13 protein-coding genes and 2 pseudogenes are annotated in these 17,840 nt (G+C 42.7%); 11 read left to right on the plus strand and 4 right to left on the minus strand.

Features of this window, described 5'->3' with window-relative positions:
* Positions 1-49: 49 nt before the first annotated feature.
* The 5 genes and pseudogenes from AB204_RS24115 to rpoS all read left to right on the plus strand — a co-directional run.
* A pseudogene (locus tag AB204_RS24115) lies at positions 50-166 on the plus strand (IS110 family transposase); the annotation flags it as partial.
* Positions 167-380: 214 nt separating this feature from the next.
* A complete protein-coding gene (gene surE / locus AB204_RS06535; protein ID WP_047962577.1) occupies positions 381-1,145 on the plus strand; it encodes a 5'/3'-nucleotidase SurE in 765 nt (254 codons plus the stop codon).
* The gene (locus AB204_RS06540; RefSeq protein WP_047962578.1) at positions 1,139-1,765 is read left to right on the plus strand and encodes a protein-L-isoaspartate(D-aspartate) O-methyltransferase; all 627 of its coding nucleotides are present in this window, start codon (positions 1,139-1,141) and stop codon (positions 1,763-1,765) included. The genes surE and AB204_RS06540 overlap by 7 nt, the downstream gene beginning before the upstream one ends.
* A gap of 152 nt (positions 1,766-1,917) precedes the next feature.
* Complete coding sequence (nlpD, locus tag AB204_RS06545) at positions 1,918-3,006, plus strand: murein hydrolase activator NlpD (protein WP_047962579.1); 1,089 nt, start codon at positions 1,918-1,920, stop codon at positions 3,004-3,006.
* A 53-nt stretch (positions 3,007-3,059) separates the two neighbouring features.
* Entirely contained in the window at positions 3,060-4,055 is a 996-nt protein-coding gene (rpoS, locus tag AB204_RS06550; protein ID WP_047962580.1) for an RNA polymerase sigma factor RpoS, read from the plus strand.
* 239 nt (positions 4,056-4,294) lie between these two features.
* Here rpoS and miaE read toward each other — a convergent pair.
* Positions 4,295-4,696, minus strand: a pseudogene (miaE, locus tag AB204_RS06555) (tRNA isopentenyl-2-thiomethyl-A-37 hydroxylase MiaE); the annotation flags it as partial.
* Positions 4,697-4,732: 36 nt separating this feature from the next.
* Entirely contained in the window at positions 4,733-7,315 is a 2,583-nt protein-coding gene (gene mutS / locus AB204_RS06560) for a DNA mismatch repair protein MutS (protein WP_047962621.1), read from the minus strand.
* Between the two features lie 576 nt (positions 7,316-7,891).
* Between mutS and AB204_RS06565 the strand changes: the two genes are divergently transcribed.
* A complete protein-coding gene (locus tag AB204_RS06565) occupies positions 7,892-8,902 on the plus strand; it encodes a Fic family protein (RefSeq protein ID WP_047962581.1) in 1,011 nt (336 codons plus the stop codon).
* 111 nt (positions 8,903-9,013) lie between these two features.
* Here the strand turns inward: AB204_RS06565 and AB204_RS06570 are convergent, their stop codons facing one another.
* Both AB204_RS06570 and AB204_RS06575 read right to left on the minus strand, forming a co-directional pair.
* Positions 9,014-9,619 carry a plasmid pRiA4b ORF-3 family protein gene (locus tag AB204_RS06570; RefSeq protein WP_047962582.1) on the minus strand — a complete coding sequence of 202 codons (606 nt, stop codon included), beginning with the start codon at positions 9,617-9,619 and terminating at the stop codon, positions 9,014-9,016.
* A 122-nt stretch (positions 9,620-9,741) separates the two neighbouring features.
* The gene (locus AB204_RS06575; protein ID WP_047962583.1) at positions 9,742-11,106 is read right to left on the minus strand and encodes a Fic family protein; all 1,365 of its coding nucleotides are present in this window, start codon (positions 11,104-11,106) and stop codon (positions 9,742-9,744) included.
* 111 nt (positions 11,107-11,217) lie between these two features.
* On the opposite strand from AB204_RS06575, the gene map reads away from it, so the two are divergent.
* The 5 genes from map to yjiA all read left to right on the plus strand — a co-directional run bounded on the left by map (position 11,218) and on the right by yjiA (position 17,798).
* Complete coding sequence (gene map, locus AB204_RS06580; protein ID WP_047962584.1) at positions 11,218-12,027, plus strand: type I methionyl aminopeptidase; 810 nt, start codon at positions 11,218-11,220, stop codon at positions 12,025-12,027.
* Positions 12,028-12,424: 397 nt separating this feature from the next.
* Positions 12,425-13,936 (plus strand): phosphoethanolamine transferase, encoded by a 1,512-nt coding sequence (locus tag AB204_RS06585; RefSeq protein ID WP_161796540.1) that lies wholly within the window; start codon positions 12,425-12,427, stop codon positions 13,934-13,936.
* A 324-nt stretch (positions 13,937-14,260) separates the two neighbouring features.
* Positions 14,261-16,414: a carbon starvation CstA family protein gene (locus AB204_RS06590; RefSeq protein ID WP_047962586.1), complete on the plus strand. Its 2,154-nt coding sequence runs from the start codon at positions 14,261-14,263 to the stop codon at positions 16,412-16,414.
* A 112-nt stretch (positions 16,415-16,526) separates the two neighbouring features.
* Positions 16,527-16,730 carry a YbdD/YjiX family protein gene (locus AB204_RS06595; RefSeq protein ID WP_047962587.1) on the plus strand — a complete coding sequence of 68 codons (204 nt, stop codon included), beginning with the start codon at positions 16,527-16,529 and terminating at the stop codon, positions 16,728-16,730.
* A 102-nt stretch (positions 16,731-16,832) separates the two neighbouring features.
* On the plus strand, positions 16,833-17,798 hold the full coding sequence (yjiA, locus tag AB204_RS06600) for a GTPase (RefSeq protein WP_047962622.1): 966 nt from the start codon (positions 16,833-16,835) through the stop codon (positions 17,796-17,798).
* The last annotated feature ends 42 nt before the right edge of the window (positions 17,799-17,840 follow it).

Genomic DNA, 17,840 nt, shown 5'->3' on the forward strand with positions numbered 1-17,840 from the left:
AGATGTTTATAAGAGACAGTAATTAAATAAGCGCATTTTTTAGTTATATATCGCGTCTCCATCTGGGAAACCGCTCCAGAACAAACTCACCGCTTTCACTGCTCCACAGCCGCCGTCAAGGATAGTGATGGAAGCGTGTGGCAGTGCCAATTACTGGAGCCAGAAAAGCAGGGCGATGTTTCTTGCGGTTGCTGTTTTCATTTACTCAGCTTGAACGTAAAGCACTCTACAAAACCGGTAACGTCATGCTAAGATCAAACGATTTTCTAACAGCTTTAATATTGTCCAATCATAGTTCACGCCAGACAAATAGGATAACTGACAGGATAAGTTACAGTATTAAGCTATGTTTCACTTAATAAAATCAATGAGATACTTACATGCTGCGGATATTGCTGAGTAACGATGATGGTGTTACCGCACCGGGTATTCAAACCTTAGCGGCTACATTGCGGGAACACTATCATGTTCAGGTGGTTGCACCTGATCGTAACCGTAGCGGTGCGTCGAACGCCTTAACACTAGATCGCCCCTTGCGCATTCATACACTGAACAATGGTGATATTGCCGTTCAGGAGGGGACACCGACGGATTGTGTCTACTTAGGCGTAAATAATCTGGTTCACCCTCGTCCTGACATTGTTGTTTCAGGAATCAATTGTGGCCCCAATCTCGGGGATGATGTGATTTATTCCGGCACGGTTGCGGCTGCGATGGAAGGACGCCATCTGGGATTACCTGGACTGGCGGTATCACTCAATGGCGATAAACATTATGAAACAGCGGCAGAAGTAACAGTACGCTTATTAACGTTGCTGCAAAAGTTTCCATTGAGAGCGGGCAATATTCTCAATATCAATGTGCCTGATATCCCTATTGAGCAAATCAAAGGGTTCCGGGTGACCCGATGTGGTAGTCGCTGTGCTGCTGAAGAAGTTTATACCTTGGAAGATCCCAAAGGAAACATGCTGTACTGGATAGGCCCTCCGGGAGAAAAGAGTGACTTTGGGCCTGAAACAGATTTTGCAGCAGTAGAGGAAGGGTTTGTCTCCATCACTCCATTACAGGTGGATTTGACGGCTTATAAAGCTCAGGAACTGATAAGCGATTGGTTGGCAAAAGTCGGGGATATTGGCGAATGTTAATCCGATCAATGAAAAATTTGCTGGCGCAATTGCGCCAGCAAGGAATACACAATGAGCATCTGTTGGAAATTATAGCCAAAGTACCCAGGGAAAGTTTTGTTGACGAAGCCCTGGCGCACAAGGCTTATGAGAATACAGCCCTGCCCATTGGGCATGGGCAGACCATATCCCAGCCTTATATTGTTGCTCGCATGACAGAGTTGCTGAATGTAACGCCAGAATCCAATGTATTGGAAATAGGCACAGGCTCTGGTTATCAGACTGCTATACTTGCCCATTTAGCCAAACATGTTTTCTCTGTGGAACGTATAAAGGGATTACAGTGGCAGGCCAAACGCAGATTGAAACAACTAGACTTACATAATATCTCAACTCGTCACGGTGATGGTTGGCATGGATGGCCATCAAAAGGGCCATTTGATGCCATCATTGTTACCGCTGCACCACCAGAAGTTCCACAGGCTTTGCTCCATCAGCTTGCCGATGGCGGTGTGATGGTTTTGCCTGTCGGTGAGCGTTCTCAGTCGTTGAAAGTGGTACATCGTTATGGGAATGATTTTCATAGCGAAGTTATCGAATCAGTCCGTTTTGTACCCCTAATTCAAGGCGAGCTAGCATAATCAGCTAATTTTTTGTGGCGATAACTTTTAAATTAGCTGTCATTTTTTCTGAAATTAAGCAAAATATTTCGCTTTAAATCTTTTGTAATTCTAAATTTCTTTATAAATCATCATTCTTTGCACTTATATTTGCCTTTATGGGGGGATAAGGTATGAATTCAGGAAACCCAGTGAAAAAAATAAAGTGGATAATTACCAGTACTGTTATGGGAATTGTGCTGGTAGGTTGTAGCAATACACCAGATCGCCCGGCACCAATAGTGAATATTGATAATAAGGAGAAAAATAGAGAAATATTCTCTAAACCGTCATCAATTTCGGCTCCATTGCCATCTTCTCCTCCTGTGATTTCAACTCATCGCGTATCAGATAATCATGCTGCCAAAAATCGTCAGTTAGTGAATCATGCTACCGATAATGGTTCATATCCGGGAAGGATTGTCTATAACCGTAACTACGAAAATATTCCCAAGGGAAGCTACAGCGGAAGCACTTATACGGTCAAACATGGCGATACTTTGTTTTATATAGCCTGGATTACAGGTAATGATTTTCGTGATCTATCTCAAAGAAATGGCATTTCAGAACCTTATGACTTAAATGTTGGGCAAGTCCTGAAAATAGATAATGTAAACTCCAAGAATGGTGTATTAATAGCATCAAATAGCACTCAATCTAAAATTAAGCAGGTTGATTTTCAAAAAATTAATGCGTATCCTGCAAATATTGATAGACCAAGCTCAGGAAAGATGTTGCCAAGAGCAACTATTTCTGGTAGTGAAAATGCCGCTCAAAAAGTATCTGCAGCAACAGATACGAATGTAAATAACACTATTAGTAGTGCTGGTAGTAGTGCTGGCATCGGCACGATTAATAGTTGGAGATGGCCGGCAGAAGGCAAAATTCTTGAAGGCTTCTCTGATTCTCAGGGGGGAAATAAAGGCATTGATATTGCGGGCAATCGTGGCCAACCCGTATTCTCAACAGCCAGTGGGAAAGTAGTTTATGCCGGTAATGCATTACGTGGATATGGAAATTTAATAATTATAAAACATAACGATGACTACCTGAGCGCCTATGCCCATAACGACACTATGTTAGTTCGTGAGCAGCAGGATGTTCAAGCGGGGCAAAAAATTGCCACCATGGGTAGTACCGGAACAAGTTCCGTAAGATTGCATTTTGAAATTCGCTATAAGGGAAAATCCGTAAACCCGCTGCGTTATCTTCCGCAGCGATAAACCGGGGCAGGATCTGAAATTCCTGCCCGCATTATCATGGGTAGGAGCAGCTGATGAGCCAAAGTACGCTTAAAGTTAATAAGTTGTATGATGATGCGGATGTAGACGAAAATAGCATGGAAGCTGATGACTTTGATGAAGCGTTGCTGAAAGACGAGGATGATGTAGCCAGTCTTGATGAAGATTTGGATGTGTTGCAAGGGGTAAACCAACGTGTTCTTGATGCAACACAGCTATATCTTGGAGAGATTGGTTTTTCTCCTCTGCTGACCGCAGAGGAAGAGGTTCTTTTCGCGAGACGGGCACTTCGAGGAGATATGGCTGCACGCCAACGCATGATTGAAAGTAACTTGCGGTTGGTTGTTAAAATATCTCGCCGATATAGCAATCGGGGATTAGCCTTACTGGATCTGATTGAAGAGGGCAACCTTGGGCTTATTCGTGCGGTAGAAAAATTTGATCCTGAAAGGGGCTTCCGTTTTTCTACTTATGCAACATGGTGGATACGTCAAACAATCGAACGTGCCATCATGAACCAAACTCGCACAATTCGTCTGCCTATTCACATAGTCAAAGAGTTAAATGTCTATTTACGTACTGCAAGAGAACTGGCACACAAATTGGATCACGAACCCAGTGTCGAAGAAATTGCGGAGAAACTGGATAAACCCGTTGAAGACGTGAGCCGTATGATGCGGCTTAACGAGCGCATTACTTCTGTCGATACGCCAATTAGTGGTGATTCAGATAAAGCATTATTGGATATTTTATCTGATGAAAACGACTCAGGGCCAGAAACAACCATCCAAGATGATGATATGAAACAGAGTATCGTTAAGTGGTTGTTTGAACTGAATGCAAAACAGCGTGAAGTTCTGGCCAGACGTTTCGGTTTGCTTGGGTATGAAGCGGAAACATTAGAGGATGTTGGGCGAGAAATAGGTTTAACAAGAGAGAGAGTTCGTCAAATTCAAGTTGAGGGATTGCGTCGTCTTAGAGATATACTGCATACCCAAGGCTTGAATATAGAATCATTATTCCGTACTTAATTATATTTATATCCATTTGATTTCAATTTACTGCGAGGTGAAAACTAAACAAATTTCCAGAGGCAGGGGTGACTGTATACCTGGAGTGCGTGGCCGTGATCCTCAAATTAGTAATTGAAAGTTAAAGTGATATATTTGGTGTTAATCCAAAGGTGGGCTTATTTAGCCCACCTTTTATTTCTCTTTCACTTATCCATTTATTCACTTATTTATAGCTTTATTATCACTTAGTCTTCTATTTATCTATTTTCAATAATAGGAACGCCACTGTGAAATTTAAAGTCATGATCCGGCGTTTGAATAAGTTCTGCTTCAATCCGGCCGAAATAAATCACCCTTTCTGTAATATCTTCTTTAGATATCAATTGAGCCAATGACAAATAGTCTTGATAGTGGCGGGCTTCTGATCGCAGCAGAGAAATATAAAACTTACCTAAATCTTCATCTAAGTGCGGAGCCAGTTTTGCGAAACGTTCACATGAACGCGCTTCAATATAAGCACCAATAATCAGCTTATCTACCAACGTATAAGGTTCATGGTTGGTAACCTGACTTTTTCCCTTTAGTGAGTGGGTGTTACCTATTTTTTTATAAGCAAAATCTTCATGGGGCTGAAACCATGCCAATAAGGTGTCAGCACTCCATCCATTCCTATGCCATTTTTATGCCATTTATTGCTATACCATATCCTTCAAGCGATAGATCCATTCCAGTGCCTGGCGTGGTGTCAACGTATCCGGATTCAGATTTTCCAATGCTTCTACTGCCGGAGAAGTTTCTTCTGTCAGCAGAGTCAACTGCGGCGTATCAACATGGCTTGCCGTCGCATGATTGGAGAGCGATTCCAGCTCTTTCAGTTTCTGCCGTGCACGTTTAATGACATCACGAGGAACACCTGCTAAGGAGGCAACCGCCAACCCATAGCTCTTGCTTGCTGCGCCTTCCTGCACACTGTGCATGAAAGCAATCGTATCGCCATGTTCGACGGCATCCAGATGAATATTGACGACACCTTCCAGTTTTTCTGGCAGGGTTGTCAGTTCGAAATAGTGAGTTGCAAACAGTGTCATCGCCTTGATGCGGTTGGCCAAACTTTCAGCACAGGCCCAGGCAAGGGATAAACCATCATAAGTGGACGTGCCGCGACCGATTTCATCCATTAATACTAAACTGTACTCAGTAGCATTATGCAAAATATTGGCAGTTTCGGTCATTTCTACCATAAAGGTAGAACGCCCTGACGCGAGATCATCAGATGCACCTACACGAGTGAAAATACGGTCTACAGGGCCAATGATCGCTTTCTCGGCAGGGACAAAGCTCCCAATATAGGCCAGTAGCGTAATCAAGGCTGCCTGACGCATATAGGTACTTTTACCGCCCATATTCGGCCCTGTGATAATCAGCAAACGACGCTGTGATGAGAGCGTTAATGGGTTAGAAATAAATGGCTCACTCAATACCTGCTCAACAACGGGATGGCGACCGCCAGTGATTTGAATACCGACCTTATCCGTCAGTGTCGGACAAGTGTAATTCAGTGTTTCAGCACGTTCAGCAAGATTTGCCAGCACATCCAGTTCTGCCAATGCTTCCGCACTGGCCTGCAACTCAGCCAGATGAGGCAACAACAAATCAAACAATTCTTCATACAGCGCTTTCTCAATGGCAAGTGCTTTGCCTTTAGAAGTCAGAACCTTGTCTTCATATTCCTTTAATTCAGGAATGATATAGCGTTCTGCATTTTTAAGTGTCTGACGACGAACATAATGGATCGGCACTAAATGGCTTTGCCCGCGGCTGACTTGAATATAGTAACCATGCACCGCATTGAAGCCGACTTTCAGGGTGTCTATGCCGAGCTTTTCACGCTCACGGATTTCCAGTCTGTCCAGATAATCACTGGCACCATCGGCCAATGCTCTCCACTCGTCTAATTCAGTATTATAGCCGGCAGCAATAACACCGCCGTCACGAACTAAAACAGGCGGTGTTTCGACAACCGCATTTTCCAACAGCGTCTGTAGTTCATCAAAATGCCCCACACGTTGCTGTAACGCCTGAATATAAGGAAAATCGGAAGATGCCATGATCTGATGAATGTCTGGCAATTGCTGGAAAGCGTGACGCATTCTGGCCAGATCACGGGGACGGGCAGAACGAAGTGCAAGGCGGGCAAGTACACGCTCTAAGTCACCGACCTGACGTAAAAATGGCTGTAACTCATAGCCAATTTCCTGCAATGCGGAAATGGCTTGCTGGCGGTTTTCCAGTATGTCTTTATTGCGAATCGGCGTATGCAGCCAGCGTTTTAGCATACGGCTGCCCATCGGTGTCACACACTGATCGAGTACCGAAGCCAGCGTGTTCTCCGTGCCACCGGATAGATTTAACGTTAGCTCAAGATTACGACGGGTTGCGGCATCCATAATGACCGTTTCCTGTTGACGTTCCATCGTAAGGTTACGGATATGGGGGAGGGCGGTGCGTTGAGTATCTTTAACATATTGCAGCAAACAACCCGCAGCACGCAGAGCCAGCGTCGCCTTTTCCACGCCGAAGCCAATCAGGTCACGAGTGCCGAATTGCAGATTCAGTTGTTGCTTTGCTGTCTCCAGTTCAAATTCCCACATTGGACGGCGACGTAAACCATGACAGCGCTCGATCAGCGCCATAGGCCCAAATGTTTCAGGGTAAAGCAATTCCGCGGGACGAGTGCGTTGCAATTCTGCGGCAATGGTATCTTCATCGGCCATTTCAGACACGCGGAAACGGCCGGAAGTGATATCCAATGTCGCATAACCAAAACCTTGGTTGTCATGCCAGATAGCCGCCAGAAGATTATCCTGACGCTCTTGCAGCAAAGCCTCATCAGTCACTGTACCGGGTGTGACAATACGTACAACTTTGCGTTCAACAGGGCCTTTGCTGCTTGCCGGATCTCCGACTTGCTCACAGAGCGCAGCGGATTCACCGAGTTGTACCAGTTTTGCCAAATAGTTTTCGATCGCGTGATAAGGAACGCCCGCCATAGGAATAGGCTGCCCAGCCGACTGCCCGCGTTTGGTCAGAGAAATATCCAGTAACTTCGCGGCCTTTTTGGCATCGTCATAGAACAACTCATAAAAATCCCCCATCCGATAAAGCAGTAGAATATCTGGGTGCTGTGATTTCAGTCGCAGATACTGCTGCATCATGGGAGTATGGCTATCTATATCTTTTGCTGGGGATTCTTTCGTATTGATGTTATTCAATTTCATTAATTCCTGTTGACTCAGTTGGGCCATCGACGCTCAGTCAACCCATCTAAATGACAAAACCTAAATATGATCAGCTAAGGATGGAACGTTAATGAACCTCATCCTGGGCGAAAAAGCTATCTTATCACTGATAATCTGTGTGATTCATCTATGGATTAGATTAGGAAGATTTGGGTGCTAGGTTAGCAGGATTACTCGCAGGAATGTATCAGATTTTTTCATTATTCAGCAGGATTGCGAAGCGGCTCGACTTAATCCCTTTCGCCTCACCGACTTCTCTGTCATAAATATTATGCTTCTTAATCTCAACTTTTAGAAAGTTAATTCTAAATTCGTGAGGGTGATAATAATTGTTGTTCACATTGCTATTTGTTGTTGTCCATTCTTGACATCTACGTAAAAAGATATAATTTTTAACAAGTTACAAAAAATTCTCTCAAATAACAGAAAATATAGATGGCAGGAAAATAGATGATAAGAAATAGTGCGCTTGTTCCTTTATCTTATTGAGTTTATAAGTATGGCACAGAAATCAATGTACCATTGAGAATCGAACGGCTTGAAGAGGAAATTATCGTGGCTGTTTACCAACCCCCTTACACTATTACACCAACCATGCTGAATCGCGTGGCAGAAATAGCTGAATTATTAGGGCGTTGGTCTGTGAGTGCAGAGTGCTCTTCGCCTTTGTTACGTAAAGAAAATCGCATTCGTACTATACAAGCATCATTGGCGATTGAGCATAATAGTTTGTCTACTGAACAAGTCACGGCAATTATTGATGGGAAACGAGTATTGGCGCCTGTAAAGGATATTCAGGAAGTGCGTAATGCTATATTGGCCTACGAGAAGTTACCGGATTGGCGTAGCTCTCGTTTGACGGATCTCTTGGCGGCACATAGGTTACTAATGACTGGATTGGTTGATTTGCCGGGGCAGTTACGTCAGGGGAATGTGGGGATCTATCGAGAAAACCAGCTAATCCATATGGCTCCACCTGCTAATCAAATATTGCGATTAATCGGGGATCTTCTGATGTGGTTGAAACACACGGATATTCATCCGCTAATTGCCAGCTCGATCTTTCATTATGAATTCGAGTTTATTCATCCATTTACTGATGGAAATGGCCGTATGGGGCGTCTATGGCAAACGTTGATTCTGAGTGAATGGCGCCCAGAGTTGGCGTGGTTACCCGTGGAAACTCTGATTCATCATCAGCAACAGGCTTATTATCAGGTTCTTAGGGAATGTGATCGGACAAGCGACTGTACGTTATTTATCGATTTTATGTTAGAAAAATTAGCTGAAGCGCTTAAAGAAAGCCTTTGTGTACAAAAGAACTCTGTCGCAATGTCGGTAAAAACGTCGGTAGAAATGTCGGTAGAAAATTTACAGCCACTCAATGCTACCTCGCAAAAAATCTTATCGGTTATTGCACTTCATCCTGTTATTACCATCACTCAATTGGCTGATGAATTAGGTGTAAGCCGTCGCACAATCGAGCGGAATATAAAGATATTACAAGATAATGGATATCTGGTTCGTATTGGCGCGAAGAAAGGGGGATATTGGCGGGTTAGCTGATTTGGTAACACCCTAAAAATTGGGGTGTTCAAACTGCCTGCAACAAAAAACGCCTATTGAGAAAGCCCTAATAGAATTAGGGTTCACAAAATGGCGAGTATAATAAAACAGTTATTCGAATAGTGACAAATAGCGATCTCTTGACCAGCGATAATATAAGGCCAGCATATTGTTTACTTCTTCCACATTAAATTTTTCAGGAGAAAAAGCGGTATCAGGGGAAATTCCGGTTTTTCCATTAACCCATTCAAACATTTCCTGATAATCTTTATGTGTTGGTTTATTGAGGATATCAACCAGTTCCATATAGCCATATACTCCACCACAATCTTCTGGCGGGCAGGCTCTTTGACCTTCACAGCAGAAAATAGGCATAGGGAGTTCATTAGGAGAATAGTTACTGTTTTCAAGTACGATTTCATGTTCCCAGTAATCGCCGAAATCATAAAGATAAGTGAATTTGCTCCCTTTTCTTTTGAGTAATGCATCCAGCCTCACTTTTCTTTCTTCTTTACCCTCTTCAGGTTCTTCAGGTCTTTCAGTGAATCGTTTGATACCAAAAGAGAATTCATGTAAATGGCTGTCATTCCAACCCATCACGATTTGTATTATATCGTGTAATCTATCCAATGAAATATTGGATGGAACAACAAAACGACGCCATATGCTTGGATTCGTTTCTATAAGTGTTATTTTCAACAGGTAGAACTTTTCCATTTATCGTCCTTCTAACTTGATGAGTTGATAGAAAAATCAGCGTACTGTTTACTTATTTTAGTCATAGTATGGTGTGGTTTGAATTGAAATACGAACTATTTTTGTACTCATAAAATAGTTAGTTACCACCCACTTGATTTAACAGATATTTTTTCTTTCCATTTTGAGATTTGTGATAAATTCTTAGGTGCAACATAAATCGTTTCCCGGCCATCTTTGTGTGTTTTTAATAAACCTAATTTTTCCAATTGGTTGAGATCATTTCGGGCTGTATTGTCTGATACCCCCATTCTGCCGCGAATTTCTGCCACAGTGAAAATATTTCCCGGTCTGGCAAAAGCAATATTTAGCAATGCGCGCTGTCTGGCATTTAATTCAGAGACGATGTTTGATTCGTAAAGGAATGTTTCTACTTCCGCCCGGGTTTTTATAATATGTTTTACATAATTAAGATATTCTTCGATTGCCCGCTCAACAATCTGGCACTGATAATCAACAAAATAAGTGAGATCAAACTGGTCAGTCTCTGTATAACAGTATGCCTTTGCATAAGCAGTTGAGGATTTTTTCAGTAGCTTACTGATGGAGATGTATTTAAATGCAGTATAACCACAGCGCAGCATGTACCAGTAAAATAAGGCTCTTGCCGTTCTGCCATTTCCATCATTAAAGGGATGAATAAATCCCATCATAAAATGGAGAACAATAGCTTTTATTAATGGGTGTAAATAATCAATACCAGCCTGTCGTTCATGGGAGGTATTTGCCCAAAGACAGAGTTCTTCTATTCTCTGTTCGATTTCTTTGTAGGAAGGTGGAGTGTGTATAATTTCACCGTCTATGCCTGCAACAACAACATCATTGGTTGTGCGGAATCGGGCTGGTTTATATTTATCATCGTTAATTCCCTCAACTGCAATAGCATGAATTTCTCTGATAAAAGCAGGGGTCAACTTATCATTGCAGTGTTCTGTAATATACGCCATCATTCGATGATTACCCATAATCATACGCTCACTTTCGTCTCTCGGAGGGCGTTGGATTTTGAGCATTTCTAAAGCGACTTGGCTGGTTGTAGCTGCGCCTTCCAACTGACTGGATGAAATTGACTCCTCAGCAATGAGTTCATCGAATAAATATCTTGAAGCATTGAGTGGTTCCAGCAACTCAGCTTGTCCGGCTGAGGAAGTTAGCCGATCTATTTTAGAACAAATTTGTTTAATAATTGGTGTTGTGAAAAGTTTAGCCAGTTGATCCGAGCTATCACCTGTCAATGACAGTTGTTGGATATTTTTATTACGCAGAAAACGCACAATTGACCAATAGGCAATGGGATCTGTTCCTACAGGTAGTCGATGACGTAATTTATCCCAAGGAAGATAGCGACCTTCATCATCAATGGCTTTTGCATTGGATATATTGATGGAAAAGACAGATGGGGCCATTTCTGCGATATCTGTAAGTGCAGGGGGACGCTTAATTTTCATCTTTCACCGCAAAATTAGAGAAATTTGAGATAAATGTTGGCTTGAGTTGTGTACTAATGCAAGTGCATTATTAAAACGGAACCTACATAACTTGAATTAAGAGAAGAACACATGACAAAAAGCAACGGAATATTGATAAAGAATGCGGAAGAGATAAAGAAAATGGAAATTGCGGGGCGTTTGACAGGTCAGGTACTTGAAGCGGTTCGCTCGATTATCGCGCCAGGTATAACGACTCTGGAAATCGATTCATTTTGCCATGATTACATCGTTAATACCCTTGATGCGATACCCGGTAGTCTGGGGCAGTATGGCTTCCCTTATACAGTCAATACCTCAGTGAATCACGTTGTTTGTCATGGCTGGCCTTCTGAGAAGAGTCTGAAAAATGGAGATATTGTTAACGTAGATGTGACAGTTAAAAAAGAGGGATATTATGGTGACAGCAGTATCACATTTTGTGTTGGCGACGTACCATCCCATGCCAAGCGTTTGGTCAATGTGACCCAAGAATGTCTATACAAAGCGATTAAGATCGTTAAGCCGGGTATCACGTTGGGGGATATCGGCCATACGATACAACAACATGCTGAAGCCAATAATTACTCTGTGGTGCGTGAATATTGTGGTCATGGCATTGGCCGCAGTATGCATGAGGAGCCACAAGTCCTGCACTATGGCCGGGCTGGTGAAGGCACATTGCTGGAGGAAGGCATGACTTTCACGATCGAGCCTATGATTAACCAAGGTAAAAAGGACGTGAAACTGCATAAAGATGGTTGGACAGTAACGACTAAAGATCGCCGGTTATCGGCTCAGTTTGAGCATACGATTTTGGTGACCCGTGATGGCTTCAAGGTACTGACTTTGCGGGATGAAGAACGTGAGGCTTTTGAGCGTTACCTGTCGATCACCCGGTAATCTGCATTCTATTGAATGATGGTAAACCCAATGCTGATTAATATGATGTTGGATATAGTATTGGGTTTTATTTTGTCATTAAGTAAACTTCTTTTCTTTTAATCTATTAGAACTCTTTCTAAGAAGAAAAAATTTTCTTTATGAAATCAGTTAGTTTACTGTTTAGCGGATTTAGGTAAACTTATCTTCATTCCCATGTTTAGCTAAAATTGCGCTATGCTGAATTTTCGAACAGCAGACGTGGATAGTGTTTGTTCAAAAAATAACGAATTTACTTAAGTGGATATTTATCTTCGCTATATAAAACTACAGGGTTACTATGTTTTCTATTTATAAAAATAAGAACGTCTCTTGTTTTATTGTTCTTTTTTTACTTATATTTCTAATACATAAATGCTTGGGCTATCAATTAAAGCTGATATATGTCTTTAGTGCATTTTCATTATTTCTATTTGTGGCTGCGGTCAGTAAACGAATATATACCGTTCTGATTGCCTTTTTTTCCCTTGTGGGAATACTCTACACTCCCATTGGTCTCAACTATGGTTATCCTGATGTTAATGCGGTAGGTTCATTACTCTACACTAATCAGAATGAAACATTGGAGTATATTAGTGGGCTTTCTCTATCGACTTATCTAACTGCCATAGCCATTTTTGTTTTGATGATGTTTGCCTTTAAATTAAACATCACCTTATCCGATAAAAGTAAGAAATGGTTACTCGCCCTATTTTTTATTTCTGCTTTCTGGTCGCCAGTTAAAGGCTACATTAAATCGGATTTTGAAGATGGTTCGGAACTTTTGAATACCAGTTTGCCTGAGGCCCGCTTTTTTAGTGACGCTTATCGGAGTTATACAGAAGTTGTGTCTGAAAATAGTCGGTTTGCCAAGATTATTAAGACTCAGGATGACTGGCAACCTGTTGTCAAAGAAGAGAAATATGACACATACATTATGGTGATTGGAGAGAGTGTCCGAAAAGACTTTTTGAGTGCTTATGGTTTTCCGGATAAAAATACCCCGTGGTTGGATAAAACCAATGCAACAATATTGACCAACTATATTTCTGCTGCTCCATCAACACAATTGTCATTGACGAACTCTCTGGCAATTCGTGAAAAAAACGAAATTCAATTGAATAACAGCCTAGTTTCATTGGCGAAAAAGGCCGGATTTGAAACTTACTGGCTTTCTAATCAAGGCATGAAAGGAGGCTTTGATTCTCCGGTGGCACTGATTGGGCAACAGGCCAAATATCATACTTTTTTAAAAGCAGGCAGCTCAGATGATCGTAGTTATATGCCGGATGAAAATTTAGTGCCTTATATCCGTAACGCGTTGATGAAAGATAAACAGAAAAAACTGGTTGTCATTCACTTAATGGGTTCGCATCCACAGCCTTGTGCCAGAACTAATGAACAATACAGCAGCTATTTTCATTCCCAAAACATCTCGTGTTATATCCAGAGTATCCAGAATACGGATAAACTTCTGGCTGAAATTGAAAATATTGCCAATCAAAACCAATTGCATTGGACGATGCTCTATTTCGCGGATCATGGATTGTCATTTGTGAATAAAAACACGGATGGTGAAAACGTGACTCATAACGACAGCCATAAACAGAACTATCAAGTTCCTTTTATCATCACCGGTTATGATTATTCCACAAAAAACGTGGCTTCCAACCAATCTGGCAAAGATAAAATCGATGCGTCACGCAGCGGTTTGTACCTTTTATCCATGCTATCCACATGGTTGGGAGTTGAAGAACCCCGTTTGATATCCGACTGTGATTGGTTTTCTAACCAAGAATGTCAGAACCAACATACCGTGATTTCATTCAGTAACGAATATAAGGACTTTAATCAACTGAAGGATGACACTATTAATTTCGGTTATAAATAGTAATTTCGGTTACAAATAGTAATTTAGCTTGTAAATAGTTAATTTTGGTTTATGAACAGTGAGTTACGTCACAAATTCAAGACGGATTTTCTAAGTCATAACCACTGATGGGGGGATTTTGACCGTTTAATGCGGTATTCAACCGCTGGCTTAGATCCTTCCAATATTGCGAGTGGGATTTTATATCATAGTGCAGTGTGGCGAGGAGTATTTACCTTTAATAGGTATTGCTTCCTTTCGGCCATCAGAGAGTTATCTCGTGGAGAAGGAAGTAAAAAATTAAATAGTGACTTGCTGTTCGTCTTACCTTGAAAAGGAAGTTTTATGAACAATAATAAATTGTTAAAACATATTCCCTGGATGATATTGGGGATAATTGGCGCATTTTGCCTTGGCGTTGTTGCGCTACGACGGGGAGAACACATTAGCGCCTTATGGATCGTTGTTGCTTCCGTAGCGGTTTATCTGGTTGCTTATCGGTATTACAGCCTTTATATCGCCGCTAAGGTGATGAAACTGGATGCGACACGGGCAACCCCTGCGGTTGTCAACAATGATGGATTGAACTATGTTCCTACCAATAAGAATGTCCTGTTTGGCCATCACTTTGCGGCCATTGCAGGAGCGGGGCCATTAGTCGGGCCAGTATTGGCGGCACAGGTAGGATATCTGCCGGGAACATTGTGGTTATTGGCCGGAGTGGTGCTCGCTGGTGCGGTACAGGACTTTATGGTGTTGTTTATCTCCTCCCGCCGCAATGGTGCATCGCTTGGTGAGATCATTAAAGAAGAAATGGGACGGGTGCCGGGAACAATCGCCCTGTTTGGTTGCTTCTTAATCATGATCATCATTCTGGCGGTACTGGCCTTGATCGTCGTGAAAGCATTGGCGGAAAGCCCGTGGGGAGTCTTTACGGTTTGTTCTACAGTGCCAATTGCGCTTTTCATGGGGATCTACATGCGATATATCCGTCCGGGGCGTGTTGGTGAAGTCTCCGTGATTGGTATTCTCATGCTGGTTGCTGCTATTTGGTTTGGCGGAGTGGTTGCGGCCGATCCTTATTGGGGACCTGCGCTGACTTTCAAAGATACTACCATCACTTATGCACTGATTGGTTATGCGTTTATCTCTGCACTATTACCCGTCTGGCTAATTTTGGCACCGCGTGATTATCTGGCAACTTTCCTGAAAATCGGGGTCATTGTTGGTCTTGCGATTGGTATCGTTATTCTGAATCCTGAACTGAAAATGCCTGCCGTCACACAATATATTGATGGTACAGGGCCAGTTTGGAAAGGTACGCTGTTCCCATTCCTGTTCATTACCATTGCTTGTGGTGCGGTATCGGGTTTCCATGCTCTGATCTCTTCGGGAACGACACCTAAATTGCTGGCAAATGAAAAAGATGCACGTTTCATTGGTTACGGCGCGATGCTGATGGAATCATTTGTTGCGATCATGGCATTGGTTGCTGCATCCATCATCGAACCGGGCCTGTACTTTGCCATGAATACGCCTCCGGCAGCGCTGGGCATTACCATGCCTGATCTGCATAACTTGGGCACGGCAGAAGCACCCATGATCATGGCTTCCTTAAAGGAAGTGACAACGCATGCGGCCGCGACCGTTAGTTCCTGGGGATTTGTAATTTCACCAGATCAGATTTTGCAAACGGCAAAAGACATTGGTGAGCCGTCTGTCCTGAACCGTGCGGGTGGCGCGCCAACTCTGGCGGTAGGTATTGCCCACGTATTCCACCAAATCATCCCTGCGGCGGATATGGGTTTCTGGTATCACTTCGGTATTCTGTTTGAAGCATTGTTTATCCTGACAGCTTTGGATGCAGGTACGCGTTCAGGGCGTTTCATGTTGCAGGATCTTTTGGGTAATTTTGTTCCATTCCTGAAAAAGACTGATTCTCTGGTTGCCGGCATTATCGGTACAGCGGGTTGTGTTGGCTTGTGGGGTTACCTGTTGTACCAAGGCGTGGTTGATCCATTGGGTGGCGTGAAGAGCCTGTGGCCACTGTTTGGTATCTCTAACCAGATGCTGGCAGCCGTTGCGTTGGTATTGGGTACAGTTGTGCTAATCAAGATGAAACGTACCAAATACATTTGGGTAACGGTGATCCCTGCGGTCTGGTTGCTGATTTGTACGACTTGGGCGCTGGGGCTGAAACTGTTTAGTGATGACCCACGGCTTGAAGGTTTCCTTTTCCTTGCGAAAGAGTATAAACAGCGGATTGCTGAAGGTGGCGCAGAATTAACGGCCCAGCAAATCAGCAACATGAACCACATTGTTGTGAACAACTATACCAATGCGGGTTTAAGTATCCTGTTCTTCGTGGTGGTGTATAGCATCATTATCTATGGCATCAAAACTGCGATAAAAGCGAGCAAAACACCAGAGCGTACCGATAACGAAACACCTTATGTTCCGATTCCAGAGGGTGGGGTAAAAGTTTCTTCTACGCACTGATGTGATACTTACGCTGATACTGACTCAATGATTCTGTATCGGTAACAGCTATATCCCTATACCCCGCATAATCGGCTTTGTATTATGTGGGGTATTTTTTTGGAGAATCATTATGTTTGGTAATCTTGGCCGGGCAGGTAAATATTTGGGGCAGGCGGCCCGTATGCTGGTGGGTGTTCCTGACTACGATACATATGTACAGCATATGAAAGAAAATCATCCTGATAAACCGTACATGACCTATGAAGAATTTTTCCGTGAACGCCAGAATGCCCGCTATGGTGGTGATGGAAAAGGGGGAATGCGCTGCTGTTAGTGAAAAGAGCTAATGAAAAGAGCTAATGAAAAATACGATGCTGTGGATAGAACACAAAACGACAAGTCAGCAAAATTATTGAGCAGTCAGCAGGAAACGAAAATGCAACCAATATCAGTCACGATCCTGACCGGTTTTTTGGGATCAGGTAAAACGACGCTATTGCGTCATATTCTCAATGCCAATCATGGTTATAAAATCGCCGTCATCGAAAATGAATTTGGTGAAGTGCCTATTGATAATGAATTGATTGGCGATCGTGCCACTCAGATTAAGACATTAAGTAACGGGTGTATCTGTTGTAGCCGCTCGAATGATTTGGAAGATGCATTGCTGGATTTATTGGATAGCATGGATAAAGGGCAAATCTATTTTGATCGCCTGATTATTGAGTGTACCGGCATGGCTGATCCCGGGCCGATTACGCAGACTTTCTTCTCCCATGAAGTCTTGTGCCAACGCTTTTTACTGGATGGCATTATTACCTTGGTTGATGCTGTTCATGCCGACCAACAGTTAGATCGCTTTTCCATTGCACAGTCTCAGGTAGGCTATGCTGACAGGGTTATTCTGACGAAAACAGATGTTGCTCCGACTCATGACGCTTTAGTCGAGCGTTTACAGCGAATTAATGCTAAGGCACCGATTCATAAAGTGATTCAGGGTGAAGCAGATTTAAGCGTGCTGTTTGATATTGAAGGTTTTATGCTGAATGACAAATTGACGGTTTCAGCACCGGTGTTCCGCTTTATTCCCAAGCAGCAAAACACGGTCCAGTCGATTGTTGTTAACTTATCACATGCGGTTGAATTATCAGATATTTCCGGCTTAATGGAAGAGTTGTTGCTGAGTTTTGCAGACAATCTGCTGCGTTACAAGGGCATTCTTGCTATTAAAGATGAATCGCGCCGATTGTTGTTTCAGGGTGTACAGCGCCTATATAGTGCGGATTGGGACAGAGAATGGCGTAATGATGAATTACGTGAAAGTGTGTTAGTTTTTATTGGAATAGATCTGCCGGAACAGAAAATTCGTGAGAAATTTTCGCAACTGTCTGTAGAATTGTAATCGGTTGTTTTTTATTCCTTATTGAGCAGTGAAATAATCTAT

It is taken from the genome of Xenorhabdus khoisanae (assembly GCF_001037465.1).
Classification (GTDB): domain Bacteria; phylum Pseudomonadota; class Gammaproteobacteria; order Enterobacterales; family Enterobacteriaceae; genus Xenorhabdus; species Xenorhabdus khoisanae.

Bases quoted from the DNA above. Each gene is read 5' to 3' on its own strand.
- surE (WP_047962577.1), top strand. From the start codon at position 381: ATGCTGCGGATATTGCTGAGTAACGATGATGGTGTTACCGCACCGGGT.
- AB204_RS06540 (WP_047962578.1), top strand. From the start codon at position 1,139: ATGTTAATCCGATCAATGAAAAATTTGCTGGCGCAATTGCGCCAGCAA.
- nlpD (WP_047962579.1), top strand. From the start codon at position 1,918: ATGAATTCAGGAAACCCAGTGAAAAAAATAAAGTGGATAATTACCAGT.
- rpoS (WP_047962580.1), top strand. From the start codon at position 3,060: ATGAGCCAAAGTACGCTTAAAGTTAATAAGTTGTATGATGATGCGGAT.
- mutS (WP_047962621.1), bottom strand. From the start codon at position 7,315: ATGAAATTGAATAACATCAATACGAAAGAATCCCCAGCAAAAGATATA.
- AB204_RS06570 (WP_047962582.1), bottom strand. From the start codon at position 9,619: ATGGAAAAGTTCTACCTGTTGAAAATAACACTTATAGAAACGAATCCA.
- AB204_RS06575 (WP_047962583.1), bottom strand. From the start codon at position 11,106: ATGAAAATTAAGCGTCCCCCTGCACTTACAGATATCGCAGAAATGGCC.
- map (WP_047962584.1), top strand. From the start codon at position 11,218: ATGACAAAAAGCAACGGAATATTGATAAAGAATGCGGAAGAGATAAAG.
- AB204_RS06590 (WP_047962586.1), top strand. From the start codon at position 14,261: ATGAACAATAATAAATTGTTAAAACATATTCCCTGGATGATATTGGGG.
- AB204_RS06595 (WP_047962587.1), top strand. From the start codon at position 16,527: ATGTTTGGTAATCTTGGCCGGGCAGGTAAATATTTGGGGCAGGCGGCC.
- yjiA (WP_047962622.1), top strand. From the start codon at position 16,833: ATGCAACCAATATCAGTCACGATCCTGACCGGTTTTTTGGGATCAGGT.